The 18,948-nt window shown below is 68.3% G+C and carries 18 protein-coding genes; 4 read left to right on the top strand and 14 right to left on the bottom strand.

All coding sequences use genetic code 11. The annotated features are described in order from the left end of the window. Positions 1-45: 45 nt before the first annotated feature. Positions 46-477 carry a group II truncated hemoglobin gene (locus tag AC0IZS_RS02680; RefSeq protein WP_471634231.1) on the bottom strand — a complete coding sequence of 144 codons (432 nt, stop codon included), beginning with the start codon at positions 475-477 and terminating at the stop codon, positions 46-48. A gap of 119 nt (positions 478-596) precedes the next feature. Between AC0IZS_RS02680 and AC0IZS_RS02685 the strand changes: the two genes are divergently transcribed. From AC0IZS_RS02685 to AC0IZS_RS02700, 4 genes are all read left to right on the top strand, one after another. Further along, positions 597-1,424 (top strand): ABC transporter substrate-binding protein, encoded by an 828-nt coding sequence (locus tag AC0IZS_RS02685; protein ID WP_471634232.1) that lies wholly within the window; start codon positions 597-599, stop codon positions 1,422-1,424. A 107-nt stretch (positions 1,425-1,531) separates the two neighbouring features. Then, complete coding sequence (locus tag AC0IZS_RS02690; protein WP_471634233.1) at positions 1,532-2,230, top strand: amino acid ABC transporter permease; 699 nt, start codon at positions 1,532-1,534, stop codon at positions 2,228-2,230. A 9-nt stretch (positions 2,231-2,239) separates the two neighbouring features. Next, positions 2,240-2,959, top strand: a complete 720-nt coding sequence (locus tag AC0IZS_RS02695) for an amino acid ABC transporter permease (protein ID WP_471634234.1) — start codon at positions 2,240-2,242, stop codon at positions 2,957-2,959. Further along, positions 2,956-3,699 (top strand): amino acid ABC transporter ATP-binding protein, encoded by a 744-nt coding sequence (locus AC0IZS_RS02700; RefSeq protein WP_471634235.1) that lies wholly within the window; start codon positions 2,956-2,958, stop codon positions 3,697-3,699. The genes AC0IZS_RS02695 and AC0IZS_RS02700 overlap by 4 nt, the downstream gene beginning before the upstream one ends. Before the next feature lie 15 nt (positions 3,700-3,714). Here AC0IZS_RS02700 and AC0IZS_RS02705 read toward each other — a convergent pair whose 3' ends face one another. The 13 genes from AC0IZS_RS02705 to AC0IZS_RS02765 all read right to left on the bottom strand — a co-directional run bounded on the left by AC0IZS_RS02705 (position 3,715) and on the right by AC0IZS_RS02765 (position 18,926). Beyond that, complete coding sequence (locus tag AC0IZS_RS02705) at positions 3,715-6,234, bottom strand: ABC transporter permease (RefSeq protein ID WP_471634236.1); 2,520 nt, start codon at positions 6,232-6,234, stop codon at positions 3,715-3,717. Positions 6,235-6,589: 355 nt separating this feature from the next. Next, on the bottom strand, positions 6,590-8,161 hold the full coding sequence (locus AC0IZS_RS02710) for a C13 family peptidase (protein ID WP_471634237.1): 1,572 nt from the start codon (positions 8,159-8,161) through the stop codon (positions 6,590-6,592). A 38-nt stretch (positions 8,162-8,199) separates the two neighbouring features. Further along, the gene (locus tag AC0IZS_RS02715; protein ID WP_471634238.1) at positions 8,200-9,120 is read right to left on the bottom strand and encodes a formate dehydrogenase accessory sulfurtransferase FdhD; all 921 of its coding nucleotides are present in this window, start codon (positions 9,118-9,120) and stop codon (positions 8,200-8,202) included. A gap of 64 nt (positions 9,121-9,184) precedes the next feature. After that, positions 9,185-9,574 carry a hypothetical protein gene (locus tag AC0IZS_RS02720; RefSeq protein ID WP_471639455.1) on the bottom strand — a complete coding sequence of 130 codons (390 nt, stop codon included), beginning with the start codon at positions 9,572-9,574 and terminating at the stop codon, positions 9,185-9,187. 14 nt (positions 9,575-9,588) lie between these two features. Further along, positions 9,589-10,797 carry a formate dehydrogenase subunit gamma gene (locus AC0IZS_RS02725; RefSeq protein WP_471634239.1) on the bottom strand — a complete coding sequence of 403 codons (1,209 nt, stop codon included), beginning with the start codon at positions 10,795-10,797 and terminating at the stop codon, positions 9,589-9,591. 13 nt (positions 10,798-10,810) lie between these two features. Further along, positions 10,811-11,047: a hypothetical protein gene (locus tag AC0IZS_RS02730; protein ID WP_471634240.1), complete on the bottom strand. Its 237-nt coding sequence runs from the start codon at positions 11,045-11,047 to the stop codon at positions 10,811-10,813. Next, a complete protein-coding gene (fdh3B, locus tag AC0IZS_RS02735) occupies positions 11,044-11,664 on the bottom strand; it encodes a formate dehydrogenase FDH3 subunit beta (RefSeq protein WP_007861300.1) in 621 nt (206 codons plus the stop codon). The genes AC0IZS_RS02730 and fdh3B overlap by 4 nt, the downstream gene beginning before the upstream one ends. Before the next feature lie 31 nt (positions 11,665-11,695). Then, positions 11,696-14,674 (bottom strand): formate dehydrogenase subunit alpha, encoded by a 2,979-nt coding sequence (locus AC0IZS_RS02740; RefSeq protein WP_471634241.1) that lies wholly within the window; start codon positions 14,672-14,674, stop codon positions 11,696-11,698. A 14-nt stretch (positions 14,675-14,688) separates the two neighbouring features. Then, the gene (locus AC0IZS_RS02745; RefSeq protein ID WP_145695590.1) at positions 14,689-14,901 is read right to left on the bottom strand and encodes a formate dehydrogenase; all 213 of its coding nucleotides are present in this window, start codon (positions 14,899-14,901) and stop codon (positions 14,689-14,691) included. Between the two features lie 139 nt (positions 14,902-15,040). Next, positions 15,041-15,646: a TorD/DmsD family molecular chaperone gene (locus AC0IZS_RS02750; protein ID WP_471639456.1), complete on the bottom strand. Its 606-nt coding sequence runs from the start codon at positions 15,644-15,646 to the stop codon at positions 15,041-15,043. 20 nt (positions 15,647-15,666) lie between these two features. After that, on the bottom strand, positions 15,667-17,736 hold the full coding sequence (locus tag AC0IZS_RS02755) for a 4Fe-4S binding protein (RefSeq protein ID WP_471639457.1): 2,070 nt from the start codon (positions 17,734-17,736) through the stop codon (positions 15,667-15,669). Continuing rightward, complete coding sequence (locus AC0IZS_RS02760) at positions 17,696-18,379, bottom strand: DUF3306 domain-containing protein (RefSeq protein ID WP_471634242.1); 684 nt, start codon at positions 18,377-18,379, stop codon at positions 17,696-17,698. Before AC0IZS_RS02760 ends, AC0IZS_RS02755 begins: the two co-directional genes overlap by 41 nt. Continuing rightward, the gene (locus AC0IZS_RS02765; RefSeq protein WP_471634243.1) at positions 18,372-18,926 is read right to left on the bottom strand and encodes a DUF3305 domain-containing protein; all 555 of its coding nucleotides are present in this window, start codon (positions 18,924-18,926) and stop codon (positions 18,372-18,374) included. The genes AC0IZS_RS02760 and AC0IZS_RS02765 overlap by 8 nt, the downstream gene beginning before the upstream one ends. Between the last annotated feature and the right edge of the window lie 22 nt (positions 18,927-18,948).

The following is an 18,948-nucleotide window of genomic DNA, read 5'->3' on the forward strand; positions in this document are numbered from 1 at the left end:
TGCGGGCGCATCCCGGAGCGCAGGCCCGCGGGCCCGCACAGCCGCTCACATCAGTTTCTTGGCCACCAGGGGCTGGTTGACCATCCAGTCCGCCGTGCCCGTGAAGCTCTCGCGCAAGCGCGTGCGCAGCGCTTCGGGCACGCCCGTCTCGCCCATCGCCTGGTCCATGCAGGCCACCCACTGGCGGCTCTCCTGGGTGCCGATGGCAAACGGCATGTGGCGCGCGCGCAGGCGCGGGTGGCCGAACTGGTCGGTGTAATAGGACGGCCCGCCCAGCCAGCCGCACAGGAACCAGAACAGTTTTTGCCGCGCTTGGCCCAGGTCGCTGCCATGGGCGGCGCGCAGCGCGGCATAGCCCGGCTCCAGGTCCATCAGGTCGTAGAAGCGCTCGACCAGGGCGCGCACGCGTTCTTCGCCGCCGATCCATTCGAAGGGCGTGGTGGCGGGGGTGGTGTTGTCGGGGGTGTCGTCGTCCATGGGGGTCACAGTTCTTGCCAAGCACGTTTGGCGATTTTGATTATAAGAAATGGGATGTTCATATCTCCCGGTTGGAAGCGTAGCCTTCGGGCTTCAACAAGTCTGGAGAGAGAGAAATCATGCGCATCCGTTTCATTGCCTCCCTGGTCGCCGCAGCCTTCGCGGTGTCGGGCATCGCCCACGCCGACCAGTTGGCCGATATCAAGAAGAAGGGCGAACTCGTCGTCGGCGTGCTGGGCACCGACGAGCCCAACAGCTTCATCGACCCCAAGACGCGCGAGCTGATCGGCTACGACGTGGACCTGGGCAAGGCGATTGCCAAGAAGATCGGCGTCAAGCCGGTGTTCAAGCAACTGGCCGTGGCCGCGCGCATCCCCGAGCTGCAGCAGGGCCATGTGGACATTCTGGCCGCCTCGCTCACGCACAACAAGGAGCGCGAGGCGCAGATCGACTTCTCGCTGACCACCTTCGTCACGGGCCAGAAGGTGCTCGTCAAGAAGGCCAGCGGCATCAAGGACGTGGCCGATCTGGCCGGCAAGCGCGTGGTCACCGTCAAGGGTGGCACGCAGGAGCCCAACGTGCGCAAGGCCGTGCCCACCGTGGAGGTGGTGACCTTCGAAACCACGCAGCAGGCCTTCCTGGCGCTGCAGCAGGGCAAGGGCGTGGGCTACGTGAACGACGAATCCTCGCTCATCGACGACTTCGGCAAGCTCGGCGAGCGCAACAAGGACTACGCCATCCTGCCCACCAACCTGAGCGTGGAACCGCTGGCCCTGGGCATCAAGAAGGGCGAGAGCGCCGTGAAATCCATTGTGGACGACACGCTGCGCGAGCTGGAAAAGTCCGGCGACGCCGAGAAGATCTTCTTCAAGTGGTACGGCCCCCAAACCAAGATCAAGTTCACCACCCGCCCCTTCAAGTTCGAGTCGGACAAGATCGACGGTTGATGGCAGGACTTACGGCGGCATGGCCGCCGCAGGCGGGACACAAGGGCCGGCGTTCCATTGGTGCGCGCCGCAAGCCCTTGCTACCGCTTTCTGAATGACTGGCATGCATGCCCCTGTTTGATTACTCCCTGCTGCTGAGCGGCCAGTACCACCTCATGATGGTGGGTGGCCTGCTGCTGTCGCTGCAGTTGCTGGCCGCCGCGCTGGTGCTGGCGTTGCCGATCGCACTGGTGGTGGCGCTGCTGCGCCTGGCGCCGGTGGCCCCCTTGCGCTGGGCCGGCTTTGCCTTCGTCGAGGGCATCCGCAACGTGCCGCTGCTGGCCCACATGCTGTTCTGGTACTTCGGCGCGCCCGAGTTGCTGCCCGAAGCGGCCAGGCAATGGCTCTACGACAGCGGCCATGCCGAGGCCGCGGCCGCCATCGTGGCGCTCGCGCTCTACACCGCGGCATTCATGGCCGAAGATATCCGCAGTGGCATCCGCTCGATTCCCACGGTGCAGCTGGAGGCGGGCCGGGCCCTCGGGTTCGGCTTTCTGGCCACCATGCGCCGCGTGGTGCTGCCGCAAGCCCTGCGCGTGACCGTGCCGCCGCTGATCTCGCAGGCGCTCAACCTGTGGAAGAACACCTCGATCGCCACCGTGATCGGCGTGGCCGAGCTGATGTACCAGGCGGCCAAGGTGGAAAGCGCCACCTTCCGCAGCATCGAGGCCTTTGCCTTCGCCAGTGCCGCCTACCTCACGGTGTCGCTGCTCATCACTGGGCTGGCCAGCTGGTACCACCACCGTTACCCCGTACGCACGATCTGATCCCCTGGCATGCTGGAACTCTTCGAAACCTACTGGCTGTACTTCCTGGTCGGCCAATACCCCAATGGCCCCCTCGGCGGCCTGGCGCTCACGCTGCTGCTGGCCGCAGGCGCCCTGCTGCTGGCGCTGCCGCTGGGCGTGCTCTTCGGCCTGGCGCGCGTGAGCCCCTGGCGCGCCCTGCGCTGGCCCGTGACGGGCATCGTCTTCGTGGTGCGCGGCACGCCGCTGCTGATGGTGATCTTCTGGGCCTATTTCTTTTTGCCCAGCGTAACGGGGGTGAAGACCGGCCAGTTCACCACCATGCTGCTGGCCCTGGTCATCTTCAACGCAGCCTACCTGGCCGAGATCGTGCGCGCCGGCATCCTCGGCGTGCCGCGCGGGCAGATGGAGTGCGCCCGCGCCCTGGGCCTCTCGTACCCCCGCGCCATGCGCCTGGTGGTACTGCCGCAGGCGCTGCGCAGCATGCTGCCCTCGCTGGTGAACCAGTTCGTCTCCACCATCAAGGAGACCTCGCTGGGCTACATCATCGGCCTGACCGAAGTCTCCTTCATCGCCACCCAGATCAACAGCCAGGTCTTCATCCGGCCGGCCGAGGTCTTCGGCATCCTGGCGTTCACCTACTTCGTGCTGTGCTTCGGCCTGTCGCGCCTGGCCTATGGGCTGGAGCGCCGGCTGGCGCGGCACGCCGCATCGGCCCCCTCACCCACCCCCAAGCCCCTTACAACATGATCGAACTGCACGACGTCAACAAGTGGTACGGCAGCTACCACGCCCTGGTGGACGTGACCGAAACCATCGAGCAGGGTGAGGTGGTGGTGGTCTGCGGGCCTTCGGGCTCGGGCAAGTCCACCCTGATCCGCACGCTCAACCGGCTCGAACCCATCCAGGGCGGGCGCATCCTGATCGACGGGCACCACATCTATGGGCCGGGGGTGGATGTGAACACGCTGCGCTCGCGCATCGGCTTCGTGTTCCAGCAGTTCAACCTGTTCCCGCACCTGTCGGTGCTGGGCAACTGCACGCTGGCACCGATCCAGTTGCGCGGACTGTCACGCCCGCAGGCCGAGCAACGGGCCCTGGCGCTGCTGGACCGCGTGGGCCTGGCGCACAAGGCCCATGCCTGGCCCAGCGAGCTCTCGGGCGGCCAACAGCAGCGCGTGGCGATTGCCCGCGCCCTGGCCATGGAGCCGCCGCTGATGCTGTTCGACGAGCCCACGAGCGCCCTTGACCCCGAGATGGTGGGCGAGGTGCTGGTGGCCATGCGCGACCTGGCGCGCGACGGCATGACCATGGTCTGCGTGACGCACGAGATGGGCTTTGCCCGCGAGGTGGCTGACCGCGTGCTCTTCATGGACGAGGGCCGGGTGCTGGAGCGCGCCACCCCGGGCGAGTTCTTCAACCGCCCGCAGCACCCGCGCGCACAGCAGTTTCTCTCGGACATCCGCACGCCGTTCGCCAAGGCGGCATAAGCCGCCTTCGCGGCCTTACTCTGAGGCGCGGCGCAGCGTCTCCACCACGGGGCGGCGCAGCACATCGCGCAGCCCCCACCAGCCTGCGGCCAGCGCCAGCACAGCGCCGGCCAGCGCACCGGCCAGCGGCACCCAGGGTGATGCCGTCCAGGTGAAGTCGAACACGAAGCGCGCCAGCGCCCAGCCCACGACCACAGCCACCGTGCTGGCCAGGAAGCCCGCGAGCAGGCCCACGCCCATGAGCTCGGCGCGCTGCACCTGGCGCAGCAGGCTGGCGCGCGCCCCCACGGCGCGCATGATGGCGAACTCGCGCGCCCGCTCCTCGCGCGTGGCGGTGACGGCCGCGAACAGCACCACCAGGCCGGCGGCCAGGGTGAAGGCGAACAGGAACTCCACCGCGCGGATCACCTGGTCGAGCACGCGCTGCACCTGGGTGATGGTGGCGCCCATGTCCACGTTGGTGATGTTGGGGAACTGGCGCACCAGCGCGTTGTCGAAGCCCGCCTTGTCGGGCGCACGGTAGGCCGCCAGGTAGGTCACGGCCACGCCTTCGAGGTGCTCTACCGGGTACATCACGAAGAAGTTGGCGCGCATGGAGCCCCAGTCCACCTTGCGCAGGCTGGTGATGCGCGCTTCGTTCTGCACGCCGCCGATGTCAAACTGCAGCCGGTCGCCCATCTTCAGGCCCAGGGTTTCGGCAATGCCTTCTTCCACGCTGATGGAGCCCTGCTCGTTCTCGGTCCATTTGCCGGCCACGATCTGGTTGTGGGGCGGCTGCTGCACTGCAGTGGAGAGGTTGAACTCGCGGTCCACCAGGCGCTTGGCGCGGTCGTCGGTGTAGTCGGCCGGGCCCACGGCCTTGCCGTTCACGGCCAGCAGGCGGCCGCGGATCATGGGGTACCAGTCGTAGCGCTTGACGCCGCCGTCCTTCAGGTTTTGCTGAAAGGCGTCGGCCTGCTCGGGCATGACGTTGATCACGAAGCGGTTGGGCGCATCGGGCGGTGTGGCCTGGCGCCAGCTGCTGATGAGGTCGGTGCGCAGCAGCACCAGCAGCACCAGGGCCAGCAGGCCCACGGCCAGGCTGCTGACCTGCACCACGGCATAGGCCGGGCGGGCGGATATCTGGCGCGTGGCCAGCACCAGCCAGCGCGGCGCGGTGGCCTCGTTGACGCTGCGGCGCAGCAGCTTCACGGCCACCCAGCTCAGGCCAGCGAACAGCGCCACGGCAGCGGCAAAGCCGCCCACGGCGATCAGGCCGAGCTTGATGTCGCTGCTCACGGCCAGCAACAATGCCGCAAAGCCGGCCACACCCACGCCGAGCACGGCCAGCGACGCCGGCTTGAGTCCGCCCACGTCACGCCGGATCACGCGCAGCGGCGGCACCTGGGCCAGCTGCAGCACGGGCGGCAGGCCAAAGGCGAACAGCAGCGTGAGCCCCATGCCCAGGCCAAACGCCACAGGCCACAGGCTGGCAGCAGGCAGGGTCGATTCCACCAGGCCCGCCAGCAGCAGCACGAAGACGTAATGCACCAGGTAGCCAATGGCCACGCCCAGGGCGCTGGCGAACAGGCCGATCAGCGCGAATTCGGTGGTGTAGGCGCCGGCGATGGTGCGCTGGCTCTGGCCCAGCACGCGCAGCATGGCCGAAGCATCGAGGTGGTCGGTGGCAAAACCGCGCGCGGCCAGCGCCACGGCCACGGCCGAAAGCAGTGCCGCCAGCAGGGCCACCAGGCTCAGGAACTTCTGGGCGCGGTCCAGCGTCTGGCGCATCTCGGGGCGGCCGCTTTCCAGCGATTCGACGCGCACGCCATGCTGCTCGGGCTTCTTGGCCTCGTCCGCAGCCCACTGGCTGAAAGTCTTCACGGCAGGGGCCGGTCCGGCCACGGCAAAGCGGTAGGTCAGCCGGCTCGCAGGCTGCACCAGGCCGGTGGCGGGTACGTCGGCCTCGTTGAGCATGACGCGCGGCGCAAAGCTCATGAAGCCGGCACCCCGGTCGGGTTCGATGACGATGATGCGCGCGATGCGCAGCTGCGCATCGCCGAGCAGCAGCATGTCGCCCATAGCCAGGCCCAGCGATTCGAGCAGCGGCGCATCGACCCAGACCTCGCCGCGCGCCGGGATCTCGCGCGTGGTCTGCTCGGCCGCGCCCGGGCCCACGGCCACCGTGAGGGTGCCGCGCAGCGGATAGCCCGGCTGCACGCTTTTCAAGGCCACCAGCTTGCTGGCGCCGCCCTTGTCGTCGCTGGCCCGCCCCATGGTAGGGAAGCCCATGGTGGTCACGCTCTGCAGGCCCAGGGCCTTGGCGCGCTCGGCGAAGACCGCCGGCGTGGGGTTGTCGCTGGCCACCACGGCGTCGCCGCCCAGCAATTGCAGGGCATCGCGCTGCAGCCCGCCCTGCAGGCGGTCGGCAAAGAAGCCCACGGAGGTGAGCGCAGCGACGGCCAGGGTCACGGCCACGACCAGCAGGCGCAGCTCGCCCGCGCGCAGGTCGCGCAGCAGGGTGCGCCAGCCCAGGCGGATAAAAGAGAGGTTCATGGGCGTGACATTAGCGCAAAAGCCTGCCAATCCACGGCAATGAAACATTTCCAGCCGGCGCGCAGGCCCTTTAAGAGCCTGTTCAAAGTCTTTTTGAAGCCGCGCAAGTCCCTTTTCGGGATGGGATGCAAGGCGCGGGGTGCAGCCAATAGCTCGGCTATTGGCAAGCGCCGCAACGCCGCAGACCGCCCGAAAAGGCACTTGCCCGAAGGGTTGGGGCGAAATCGGGCGATTGGAAGCCCCGGCTGCTTGCATGGGCATGAGCCCATGCGGCGCATCCGAAGCATCCACTCATCCCGATTGCGCCCCAACGCGGCTGCAAAAAGACATTGAACAGGCTCTAAGGGCCATCTGCTCAGCGGGGCACGGCGTTCAGGCGCTCTTCCAGGCCCTTGAGCACGGGGGCGATCTCAGCGCCCACGCGGATCTGCGGGTTGGAGAAGCCGTCGCTCTTGCCGGCCTCGACCTCGCGCTGCTGGATCAGGGGCACGGCCTTCTTGAAGGCTTCCTCGAAGGAGTGCGTGCTGCGCAGTTGTTCGTCGAACACGGCGCGGCCGAAGAAGGTCAGCTCCGACAGGGCACCGCAGCCGTAGGAGGTATGGGTGGCGTCGGCCGCCGTCATGATCAGCGTCGAGGGGGTGGCCAGGGTGTCGATCCAGCCACCCGAGTAGCAGGCCGAGATCGCAATCACACGGTGGCGGATGCCCGCCGCGTCCAGCGCCTCGCGCAGCATCTCGGGGCTGATGGGCGGCACCTCCAGTGGCCAGTGCGAGGCGGCAAGCTGGTGGTTCTGGGCGCCGTGCGAGGTCATGTAGACCACAAGCACGTCGTGGTCCCTGTCCATGCGCGCGGCCAGGGCATTCACTGCGCGCTCCAGGTTCTCGGGCGTGGCCCAGACATGGGTGTCGGCGGTTTCGGCGTGGTTGAGCAGGTGCAGCACCCGGCCCTGGGCATCGAAACGCTCCTGCAGGACCTGGCTGACCAGGGTGCTCTCGCGGCGGAACACGTTCTCGCGGGCATAGGGCGCGAACACCAGGGCATAGACATCGGTGACCCCGGGACGTTCGGCCACCAGGGCATCGGCCTGCTGCTGCATCAGGTCCTGCTGGGATTCGAACAGCGATTGCGACAAGTGCAGGCGCGCAGGGGCCGGGGTATCGCCGTCGGCACGATCGGGGTTCGGCAGCCACGACTGGCTGGAAGCGTAGAGCATGCCCACGGCGACCACCCCTACCAAAACCAGCCCGTACAGTGCCGTGCGCACACGCGAGCGCACGAAGCGCGACAGCACGCCGACGTCGGCCACCACCATCCACACGACCGTGGCGGCGTAGATGGCCCAGAACACGCTGGGCCAGTGGCCCGAAGACCAGCGCTGGGGCTGGTGTGCTCCAAGCGCCATCAGCGAATAGGCAGCGACCGAAGAGGGCAGGACGGCCACGCTCGTGAGCGCCAGCCAGGCCGCCAGGCCCCCGGTCACCTGTGCCGGCCTGCCCTCGTTCCGGGACGCAGAGATGGCCCACCAGGCGCACCAGGCAAGCAAAGGCAGCGACCACCACGACAGCAGCCAACCGCGCAGGTTGAAGCTGGCCGGGCCCGCCACGTGCAGGCGCTCCAGCGCCAGCAGCACCCCGCTGCACAGCAGCACCAGCAAGATCAGTTGCAGGGGCGTGGGCACCGCAGCGCCGGTGCGCGGCACCCGCAGCACGGCAGCACGCAGCCCTTCGAGCAGCCAGCGACCCAGCGGCAGGCGTGGCGGGACCACCGCCTCGGCCGGCAGCGGCGCAGGGGTCGTGGGCACAACGGCCTCGCCCAGCCCGTCGGGCACGGGAATGTCATGCACGCCCGGCACCTCGTCGGGGTCATAGGGGCCAAACTGGCTGGGCAGGGTGTCAGCCCAGGCATGGATGGGTTTCTGGTGTCGCATGGTACCCAATCATGCCATTGGCGCGGGGCCGCCCGATGTCAGGATGCGGTGTCCGGCTCCACCCGGCTGGCTTGCACGCCCGGGACCACCGCCGGGGACTGCGCCAGCTCGGGCTGCAGCACCAGCCGCTGCACGCCGCTGTAGCAGACGAAGCGCCGGTTGGTGGCGCGGCCGATGGCGCACAGGCCCAGTTGCTCGGCCACGGCATGCCCCATCTGCGTCATGCCGCTGCGCGAGACCACGATGGGCACGCCCATCTGGGCGGACTTGATGACCATCTCGCTGGTCAGCCGGCCCGTGGTGTAGAACACCTTGTCGGCACCCGCCATCGGCGCCACGTCCCCGGCGGCCATCCACATCCACCCCGCGATGGTGTCGATGGCATTGTGGCGGCCCACGTCCTCGACGAAGACCAGCAGCTCCTCGCCCTGGAACAGCGCGCAGCCATGCACCGAGCCGGCCGACTTGTAGGTGCTCTCCTTGAGGCGGATGGCGTTGACGATGCCGTACAGCTGGCCCTGGGTGAGCCGCGCCTCGGGCAGCACGATGCGGTCCACCTCGTCCATCAGGCCGCCGAAGACGCTGCCCTGGCCACAGCCGGTGGTGACCACCTTGCTGGCCGTGCGCTCCTCGATGCGCGCGATGCCGTGGCGCGTGCGCACGGCGGCGGCATTGACCTCCCAGTCCACCGTGATCGACTCGATGTCCTGCACCGACTCCACCAGGCGCTGGTTGCGCAGGTAGCCCAGCACAAGCAGTTCGGGGTGGGCGCCCAGCGTCATCAGCGTGACCAGCTCGCGGTTGTCGACATACACGGTCAGCGGCCGCTCGGCGGGGATGGACAGCTGTTCGCGCTCGCCATGCTCGTTGACCACCTCGACGCGGTGGGTCAGCGGCGCCTGCGCCTGGGTCAGGAGCGGCAGGCGAAAGTCGGTGGCAGGCAGGGGCGTCGTGCTCATGGGCACAGCGTACCCCATCCCCGCAGGGCACAGCGGGAGGCTCGCTGCCCGCGCCGGCGCGGGCTCAGGACTTGGGCGCCGAAGCGGCGGCGGCGGCGGGGGTCTTGGTACTGGGCGGGCTGCTGGCCGTGCCCGGTGGCGAGTGCGCCCCCGCCGCCTCGATGGGCTTGGCTTCGGGTGGCGTGTAGGCGAAGGGGCCGGGGTCCGCACAGGCGGCTGCCGCAGCGGCAGCAGGCTTTGCCGAGGTGTTGGTCTTGCGGTAGTGGGCCGCGACCCGGTCCTGCGACTGGCACAGCTTGTAGTTGTCCACCTTGCCAGCCCAGGCGGCCTTGGCAGCGGCTTCGGCCGCCTTGGCGGCTGCCTCGGGCGGGGGTGGCGGCAATTTGGCCAGGGCGGCACTGCAGGCGCAGGCAGCGCACAGGGCCAGCAGCGATGGGCGAAGGAAGGGGTGCATCGTCATGGTGGACCTCATGCCTGGAGGGGCTTGGCGGCAGCGGCCTCGCCCGTGGGCTCGGCACTGCTGCTGCGTTGCGATGGGATCTTGCCGGCCTGGATGTCCTCGTACCAGAGCGCGTGGTGCTCCCTGGCCCAGGTTTCGTCCACGTAGCCGGTCCTCATGGCCTTGTAGGCGCCCTGCATGCCGATGGTGCCCAGGTAGATGTGGCCCATGAACATCACCATCATCACCACCGTGGCCACGGCGTGGACCATGTGCGCGATCTGCATGGTGCCGCGCTCGTAGATGAGCCCGGGGATGAGCTTGTCCAGCACCAGGCCCGAGGCCACGACGATGGCGCCCAGGAACAGCACCCCGCCCCAGAAGATCAGCTTCTCGCCGGCATTGAAGCGGTGCGAGGGCACCTCCTTGCCCGAGAGCATGCCGCCGCCCTTGAGCAGCCAGGTGAGATCGCCGCGGCGCGGGAAGTTGTCCTTGAGGAAGGTGAGGAACACGATGACCAGCGACACCGCAAACAGCGGACCGGCGAAGTTGTGCAGGTTCTTGAGGGCATAGGCCAGCCAGCCGAACAGCGTGCCACCCAGGATGGGCAGCAGGAAGAACTTGCCGAAGGCCATCACCAGGCCCGAGATGGCCAGCGCCACGAAGGCGATGGCGTTGGCCCAGTGGGCGGAGCGCTCGAACGGCGTGAAGCGCTCGATCTTGCGGCCCGTCTCGGCGCCGTGCAGCTGCATCGTGCCCTTGCGCCAGTAGAACAGCGCGATGGCGCCCGCCACGATGAGCAGCAGCGAGCCACCGTAGGGAATGATCCACTGGTTGCGCACCTGGCGCCAGGCCTCGCCCGCGTTGGTCACGCGCGAGCCTGGGTACTGCACGAAGGGCTGGATCAGGTTGCCGGCCTCGGGCGCCTGGCTCTTGGGCAGGCTGCTGTAGCCCGTGACGCCCTCGCCCACCTGGCGCCACATCGGTGCGTTGTTGCCCGGCTGCACCTTGGCGCGCTCGCCGTTGGTCTGCTGGGCGTAGCCCGGCTCTTCGCTGGCATCGGGCTTGACCTGGAAGATGTTCTGGCCCTGGATGCCGCCGACTGCGGGCGCCGCTGCTGCCGGAGCGGCGGCGGAGGCCGCCGGCGCTGCGGCACCGGCGCCGGCCGGCGCCTGGGCTGCCGCGGTGCCCCAGGCCAGTCCGGCACACAGGGCCATGCTGCACAGGATGGTTTTCATGGCAGGCCTCGCTCTAGCGGGTGCTACGGGTGTATTCGTTCTGGCCGTACTGCTGGCGCGCCTTGAGCTGCTGCTCCCAGCCGGCCTTGTCGCCGGCCTTCCAGCCGGGCTGCGTGAACTGGCTGCCCGTGCCGGCATAGGGCGGCGCATCGATGCGCACGCCGCCGCCGGTCTGCGGCTTCTCGGTGCAGGCCGCCAGCGCCAGCAGCCCGCAGGCGGCCCCCAGAATCAGCGCGCCGCGCCCGGTCATGACTTGGCTCCCGGCGTGGGTTGGCCGGCCTGCTTGGAGCCGTAGGCCGTGCCCCAACCCCAGACCTCGGCACCCTTGCCGCGCTGCACCACGCGGTTGCGAAAGATGTCTGCCACCACGTCGCCATCGCCGGCCAGCAAGGCCTTGGTGGAGCACATCTCGGCGCAGGCCGGCAGCTTGCCCTCGGCCAGGCGGTTGCGGCCGTACTTGTCGAACTCGGCCTGGCTGCCGTGGGTCTCGGGGCCGCCGGCGCAGAAGGTGCACTTGTCCATCTTGCCGCGCACGCCGAAGGTGCCCTGCGAGGGGAACTGGGGGGCGCCGAACGGGCAGGCATAGCTGCAGTAGCCGCAACCGATGCAGACGTCCTTGTCGTGCAGCACCACGCCTTCGTCGGTGCGGTAAAAGCAGTTCACGGGGCACACGGCCATGCAGGGCGCATCGCTGCAGTGCATGCAGGCCACCGAGATGGATTTCTCGCCCGGCACGCCGTCGTTGAGCGTGACCACGCGGCGGCGGTTCACGCCCCAGGGCACCTCGTGCTCGTTCTTGCAGGCGGTGACGCAGCCGTTGCATTCGATGCAGCGCTCTGCATCGCAGATGAATTTCATTCGTGCCATGGGGTATCTCCTGGTCGCTGCTGCTGCGTGCTCACGCGCGTTCCACGTTGCAGATCGTGGTCTTGGTTTCCTGCATCATGGTCACGCTGTCGTAGCCATAGGTGGTGGCCGTGTTCACGGCCTCGCCGCGCACGACCGGGGCCGCGCCCTTGGGGTAGTAGGCCAGCATGTCCGCGCCCTGCCAGTGGCCCGAGAAGTGGAACGGCATCCACACGGTATCGGGCGCCACGCGCTCGGTCACCATCGCCTGCACATTGATGCGGGCGCCCGTGGGCGAGCTGAGCCACACCCGTTCGCCGTTGCGAACGCCGCGCTCGCCAGCGGTCTTGGGGTTGATCTCCACAAAGGACTCCTGCTGCAGCTCGGCCAGCCAGGGGTTGGAGCGGGTCTCCTCGCCGCCACCCTCGTACTCGACCAGCCGGCCCGAGGTCAGGATCAGCGGGAACTTCTCGTGTACCTTGTCGGCGATGTTCTTGTCCTGCACGCTCTTGTAGAGCGTGGGCAGGCGCCAGAAGGCCTTCTTGTCGTCGTGCGTGGGGTACTTGGCCATCAGGTCGGGCCGGGTACCGTACAGCGGCTCGCGGTGCTGCGGGATGGCATCGGGGAAGTTCCACACCACGGCACGCGCCTTGGCGTTGCCGAAGGGGTGGCAGCCATGGTTCTTCATGGTCACGCGGATGATGGCGCCCGTGGGGTCGGTCTTCCAGTTCTTGCCCTCGGCGGCCTTCTTCTCGGCGTCGGTCAGTTCGTCCCACCAGCCCAGCTTCTTGAGCAGCACATGGTCGAACTCGGGGTAGCCGGTGGTGATGTCGGAGCCCAGCGAGTACGAGCCGTCTTCGGCCAGCAGGTTCTGGCCGTCCTTTTCCACGCCGAAGTTGGCGCGAAAGCACCCGCCGCCATCCATGACATGTTTGGAATTGTCATAGAGATTGGACGATCCGGGGTGCTTGAGCTCGGGCGTGCCGTAGCACGGCCAGGGCAGGCCGAAGTAGTCGCCCGTGAAGTCGTAGCCGGTCTCCTTGTCCTTGCCGCCCTTGGCCTTCAAGGTCTTCACGTCGAACAGGTGCATGTTCTTCATGTGGGCCTTCAGGCGCTCGGGGCTCTGGCCGGTGTAGCCGATGGTCCAGACGCTGCGGTTGATCTCGCGCAGGATGTCCTCGATCACGGGCTCGTCCATGCCCTGCACCTTCTGCAGCTTGTAGTTCTTGGCCAGCTCCTTGTCGAAGCCCAGCTTCTGCGCGAACTGGTACATGATCATGTGGTCGGAGCGGCTTTCCCACAACGGCTCGATCACCTTCTCGCGCCATTGCAGCGAGCGGTTGGACGCGGTACACGAACCGCTGGTTTCGAATTGCGTGGCCGCAGGCAGCAGGTAAACCGCTCGGTTCGGATTCAGGTCCTCGGCCCTGCCGGGCATGGCCGCCATGGCCGCCGTGGCCGAGGGGTAGGGATCGACCACGACGAGCAGGTCGAGCTTGTCCATGGCGCGCTTCATTTCCAGGCCCCGGGTCTGGGAGTTGGGCGCATGGCCCCAGAAGAACACGCCGCGCAGGTTGGCGTCCTGGTCGATCAGCTCGTTCTTCTCGAGCACGCCATCGATCCAGCGCGAGACCGTGAGGCCCGACTTGGTCATCATGGCCGGGCTCGAATACCGGCCCTTGATCCACTCGAAGTCCACGCCCCAGACCGCCGCGAAATGCTTCCAGGCCCCTTCGGCAATGCCGTAGTAGCCGGGCAGCGAGTCGGGATTGGGGCCCACGTCGGTGGCGCCCTGCACGTTGTCGTGCCCGCGGAAGATGTTGGTGCCGCCGCCGGACTTGCCCACGTTGCCCAGCGCCAGCTGCAGGATGCACGAGGCGCGCACGATGGCGTTGCCGATGGTGTGCTGCGTCTGCCCCATGCACCACACCACGGTGCCGGGGCGGTGGGCGTTGAGCATGCTCGCCACCTTGAACACCTGCTCTTCCTTGACGCCGCAGGCCTCCTCGACCTTGTCGGGCGTCCACTTGGCCAGAATCTCCTCGCGCACCTTGTCCATGCCGTAGACACGGTCGTTGATGTACTGCTTGTCCTCCCAGCCGTTCTTGAAGATGTGGTACAGCAAGCCGAACAGGAAGGGAATGTCGGACCCCGAACGGATGCGCACGAACTCATCGGCCTTGGCCGCCGTGCGGGTGAAGCGCGGGTCCACCACGATCATCTTGCAGCCGGTCTCCTTGGCGTGCAGCATGTGCAGCATGCTCACCGGGTGGGCCTCGGCCGCGTTGGAGCCGATGTACATGGCGACCTTGCTGTTCTGCATGTCGTTGTACGAATTCGTCATGGCCCCGTAGCCCCAGGTGTTGGCCACCCCGGCCACCGTGGTGGAGTGGCAGATGCGGGCCTGGTGGTCGCAGTTGTTGGTGCCCCAGAAACTCACAAACTTGCGCAGCAGGTAGGCCTGCTCATTGTTGTGCTTGGACGAGCCCACGAAGTACACGCTGTCGGGCCCGCTGGCCTTGCGCAGGTCCTGCATGCGGGCCGTGATCTCGGTGAGCGCCGTGTCCCAACTGATGCGCTCGTACTTGCCGTTGACCAGTTTCATCGGGTAGCGCAGGCGGTACTCGCCGTGGCCATGCTCGCGCAGCGCCGCGCCCTTGGCGCAGTGCGCGCCCAGGTTGATGGGCGAGTCGAACACCGGCTCCTGGCGCACCCAGACGCCGTTCTCGACCACGGCATCCACCGCGCAGCCGACCGAGCAGTGGGTGCAGATGGTGCGCCGCACCTCGATCTTGCTGTCGCCCAGGCCGACCTTGGCGCCCTCGGCGGCGCTGGACTTCTTGACCAGGGTGAGTTGCGAGGCGGCGATGCCCACGCCGACGCCCAGGCCCGAGCGGCGCAGGAAGGCACGCCGGTCCATGGTGGGCAGGGCCTTGGCCAGGCCGCGCTGCAGGCTGTGGACGAAGGGGGAGGACGGGGAGGTGGCCGCAGCGCCCTCCCGGGCGTGGGAAGACTTCTTGGTGAGCAACATGGTGCGCCCCGCGGTCAGAGTTGGGTGGTTTTGTAATACTGCTGGACATGCGCCGAGAGGCGGTAGCCGCCACCGCGCTCGGGCGGTGCCGGTACCGGCTCGGCCACGGCAGTGGCATCGGGCGCTGCGATGTGCGGCAAGGCCGCTACAGCAGCGGCAGCAGCCCCCGCAGTGGCTGCACCTGCAAAGAACCGGCGGCGAGAAGGTTGGGGCTGGCTGTCCTGCATCATTGTCTCCAGGAGGGCTTGCGGCTATGCAATGTCGTTCATACAGTCTATGCGAGTGTCTGGCCCACTGCAATCGGGTATGGCCACCCCATAGCACATCACTCGGGTTTGGCAACCCTTCGCAGTTGCTCGCACCGGCTCACTCCAGCATGTCGAAACCCTGGGTTTCCACAGCCACGAAAGCCCGTGTGAAGCGGGCCAGCGCGCCATAGAAGGGGGCGGCGGGGTGGGCCTCCAGCACGTCGCACAGGGCGGGTATCCAGGGCTGCACATGGGCGGCAAAAAAGTCCCGTTGTGTCGTAAGGTTGCACACCGCCATGTCGTCGCCGGCGATCAGGTAGCGCATGGCCTCGCACAGGTAGGCCAGGTGGTCCTCGGTCTCGGGCATGGCCTGGCTGCGCGCCAGGCCCAGGGCATCCAGGTCGCTGCGCAGGCGCGCCAGCGGCTTCTCGTTGAGAAAGCCGCTCAGGTAGTGCGAGCCGTACAAAAAGACCTCGGGCTTGCCTACGCCGCCGAACAGGCGCTCGAACTCGGCGGCGATGGCCGCGTCGTCCCGCGCACGGGCAAGGCCCACCAACTGCTGCCAGGGCTCCTCAAGCAGGCCGCCTTGCGCAGGGGCCTCGGTCACGGCCACACGCAGCAAGGCCAGCAGTTCGGGGGCCGGCGCGCTGTAGTACAGCTGGGCCAGCAGGCCATAGAGTTCGGCGCGCGCGGTTTCCTCGTCGAGGGCGGCGCTGCCCGGCATGGTCAGGGGGGCGGTGGCGCTCACAGGTCCGTCACTTTCGCTTCGCTTTGGGAAGAATACAGGTCGATCACGCGGCAGTCACTGCACATCTTGAGGCGCTCCAGCGCTTCGCCCTGGAACATGGCGTGGCCCGAAAGCCGCTCCAGCATGGCCTCGATGGCCTTGAATGTGCCAAACGGCTTGCTGCAGCGCACACAGGCCCAGGGCTGGGTTTCGGCCAGCACGCGCAGCTGCGCGCGTTCGGGCGTGAGCAGCAGGCGCGGCTGCAGGGCGATGGCGTCCTCGGGGCAGGTGGTCGCGCACAGGCCGCACTGCACACAGTTCTTTTCGAGGAAGCGCAGCTGGGGCAGTTGCGGGTTGTCCTGCAGGGCGCCGGCCGGGCAGGCGCTCACGCAGCTCAGGCACAGGGTGCAGCGGTTCTTGTCGACCGTGATGGACCCGAGCGGCGCGGCGGCTGCCGGCAGCGCGATGGCCTCGGGCAGCCCCTCTTTCAGCAGTGGCGCATGGGCGATGAAATGGTCCAGCGCCATCTCCAGCGTGGCGCGCTTTTCCTGGGCCACGCCATGGCGCGCCACCACCGGCGGCAGCACCTGGCGGGTGTTGCGCAGCGACTGCAGGGCGGCATCGAGCGCCGCCACATCGCCCGCGCGCAGCAGCCGCAGGTGGCTGCCGGTGTAGCCCAGCCCATGCAGGATGGCCTGGGCCACGTCCATCTGCGCCTGCACACCATCCAGGTACTGGGGCGCCTCCTCGTGCGCGGCCAGCACCACCACCTGCGATGCGCCATAGGCCAGCGCGCTGAGCCACAGGTCCACGCCGGTGCTGGCGGTGTGCCACAGCGACACCGGGATCACATGGGCCGGCACACCCTGGGCGCGCCGCAACTGGGCGGCGCGGCCCAGTTCTTCGATGAGCGCCTGACCGCGCTCCTGGCTGTGCAGCAGCAGCACGGCATTCTGCCCGCCTGCGGCCGCGTAGGTGGACAGCAGGGCCTTGAAGCGCGCGCCCTGCTCCGTGGCACCCGGGTAGGCAAAGGACAGCGCCCCGGTGGGGCACACCGTGCTGCATGCGCCGCAGCCCACGCACAGGTGGGGGTTGACCTTGATCTGCTGGCGGGACTTGTCGCTCGAAATGGCCTCGGCCGAGCAGATCTCGATGCAGGCATTGCAGCCCACGGTCTCGTTGCGGCTGTGGGCGCAGAGCTTTTGCTTGTAGGCAAAGAAGCGGGGCTTGTCGAATTCGCCCACCATCTCGCGCAGCTTGAGCAACACGGCCATGTCGCGCCCGTCGGAGCGGAAATAACCCTGCGGCGGCGCATGCTGCGCGAAGCCGGGCTCGGCGGTGGCCGGGCGCAGGTCCAGCACCAGGTCGAAGCGCTCCTGCTGCGCGCTGGCCTCGCGGCCGAAGTCGATGGCGCCGGCCACCTGGCAGGCCCGCACGCAGGCGCGGTTCGCATCGCAGGCGGACAGGTTCACCTGGTAATCCAGGCCGATGGCGTTCTCGGGGCAGGCCACGATGCAGGCATTGCAGCGCGTACACAGGTCCAGGTCGATGGGGTTGTCGGCGGACCACTGCACATCGAAGGCCCCGAGCCAGCCGGTGAGCCCGGTGAGGCGCCCCCCGAGCACGGGAAAGCGCCGCGCCTGGGCGCCGCCCGCAGGGCCTGGGCCCTGCGCGAACAGGGTCACGTCGAGCACGTCGGCCACCAGGGCCGCGACCTGCTCGGCGGCATCGAGCGGGCCGATAACCAGCAGGCGCCCGGCGCTCTTGTAGCTGACGGTGGCCACCGGTGGTGGCTCGGGCAGGCGGGCAGCGGCCAGCAGCGCGGCGATCTTGGGGCCGGCATCGCGGGCATCGCGGCTCCAGCCTGCGGTTTCGCGGATGTTCACGAAGCGGATCGGCGAGACCGCGCCTTCGGTCTGCGTGCCGAGCTCGCCGAACAGGCGCTGTTCCTGGGTGCAGGCCACCACGACTTCCTGGCCGGTGCGGATGGCCCCCTGGAAGGCGCCGGCCTCGCGCCGGCACAGCGTGGAATGGAGGGTCAGTTCCTCATGCAGGGCCGCGCCCAACGCCTTCGCGTCGAGGGGCATTGTCTGGTTGCAGTCGCAGATCAGCGTGGTCATGTTCGGTGTGGCTGGCTACCCTGGCCGCTGCGTCCCCTTCCGGGGGCGTTGCGGCCAGTACTGGCGAGCTAGGAATGGCGGTGCATACCTCGGACTGTGCCACGTCTGGCAGCGCCGGCGTCTCCGCATCATCCCGAGGCTGAGTGCCATCGGGGGCCATTGCCTGCGCGGCCTCTGGCACGGCCTCACCGGCCGCCTCCTTTTCGTGGTCGAAGAAGCCCATGAAATGGGCGCTCGCCATCTGGCGCAGCATGCCTTCGGGCAGCGGGTCGGGCTTGGAGTAGTCGCCCGTGTAGATGTCCAGCCCGTCCATGGCATTGAAATGCGGGTCGGCAAACAGCTTCTTCATGGCCGTGTTGCGCACATCGGGCGCCACGCCGCGGCCCATGAAGGGCTTGAAGTCGGACTCGGGCGTCAGGACCTGCGCATCGGCCAGCGTGGGCAGCTCTGGCTCAGCGGCGGCAGGCACGGCCACCGGCTCTGCGGCAGGCATGGCGGCGGCGGATGGCAAGACCTCTGCTGGGGGCGATGGCTCCGGCTCCTGCACGGGCCTGCCCGCAGCCACCTCCTGCTTGCGGCGCGACCAGCGCGAGAGAAAACCGTCAGCCATGGTGCGGGCCGCCCCGGCCGCCGCGCTGCTTGTCGGTGGAGACCGATGCCGGGTTGCCGAAGCGGTCGGTCAGCGACTGGAAGCTGTCGGGCCGCCGGCGGCGCTTGGGTTCGGGCGCGTAGTGCTCGTCGACAAAGGCCTGCAGCGCCTGCAGCACGGCTGGCGGGGCGGGCACCTGCTCCACCGTCTCCTGCGCATCGAGCCAGCGGCCGGCGTCGTGGTAGCTCAGGCTCACGGCCACGGGGCGGGCCAGCGGCTCGGGTTCGGTGCCCTCCTCGTCCATGCGCCACAGCACGAACCAGCAGGGCGCGGGGGCAGACAGGTTCAGGTGGTAGCCCTCGCCATCGTCCTTGAACAATTCGACCGCAAAGCCCGGGAACAGCCACAGGGCCTGGTTGTCGTCCTGGCGCAGCAGGCGCGGCACATCGCCAAAGGCGGATTCTGCGGGCACCACGTCGTCCAGCACCCAGCGCCAGGGTTGCCAGCGGTTGTCCAGGCGCTCGCGGCGCATGATGACGGCGACTTCGATGGTGGGGCGCAGAGACATGGCCCGACTGTACTGCGCCGGG

The sequence above is a fragment of the Acidovorax sp. AC410 genome (assembly GCF_979253235.1).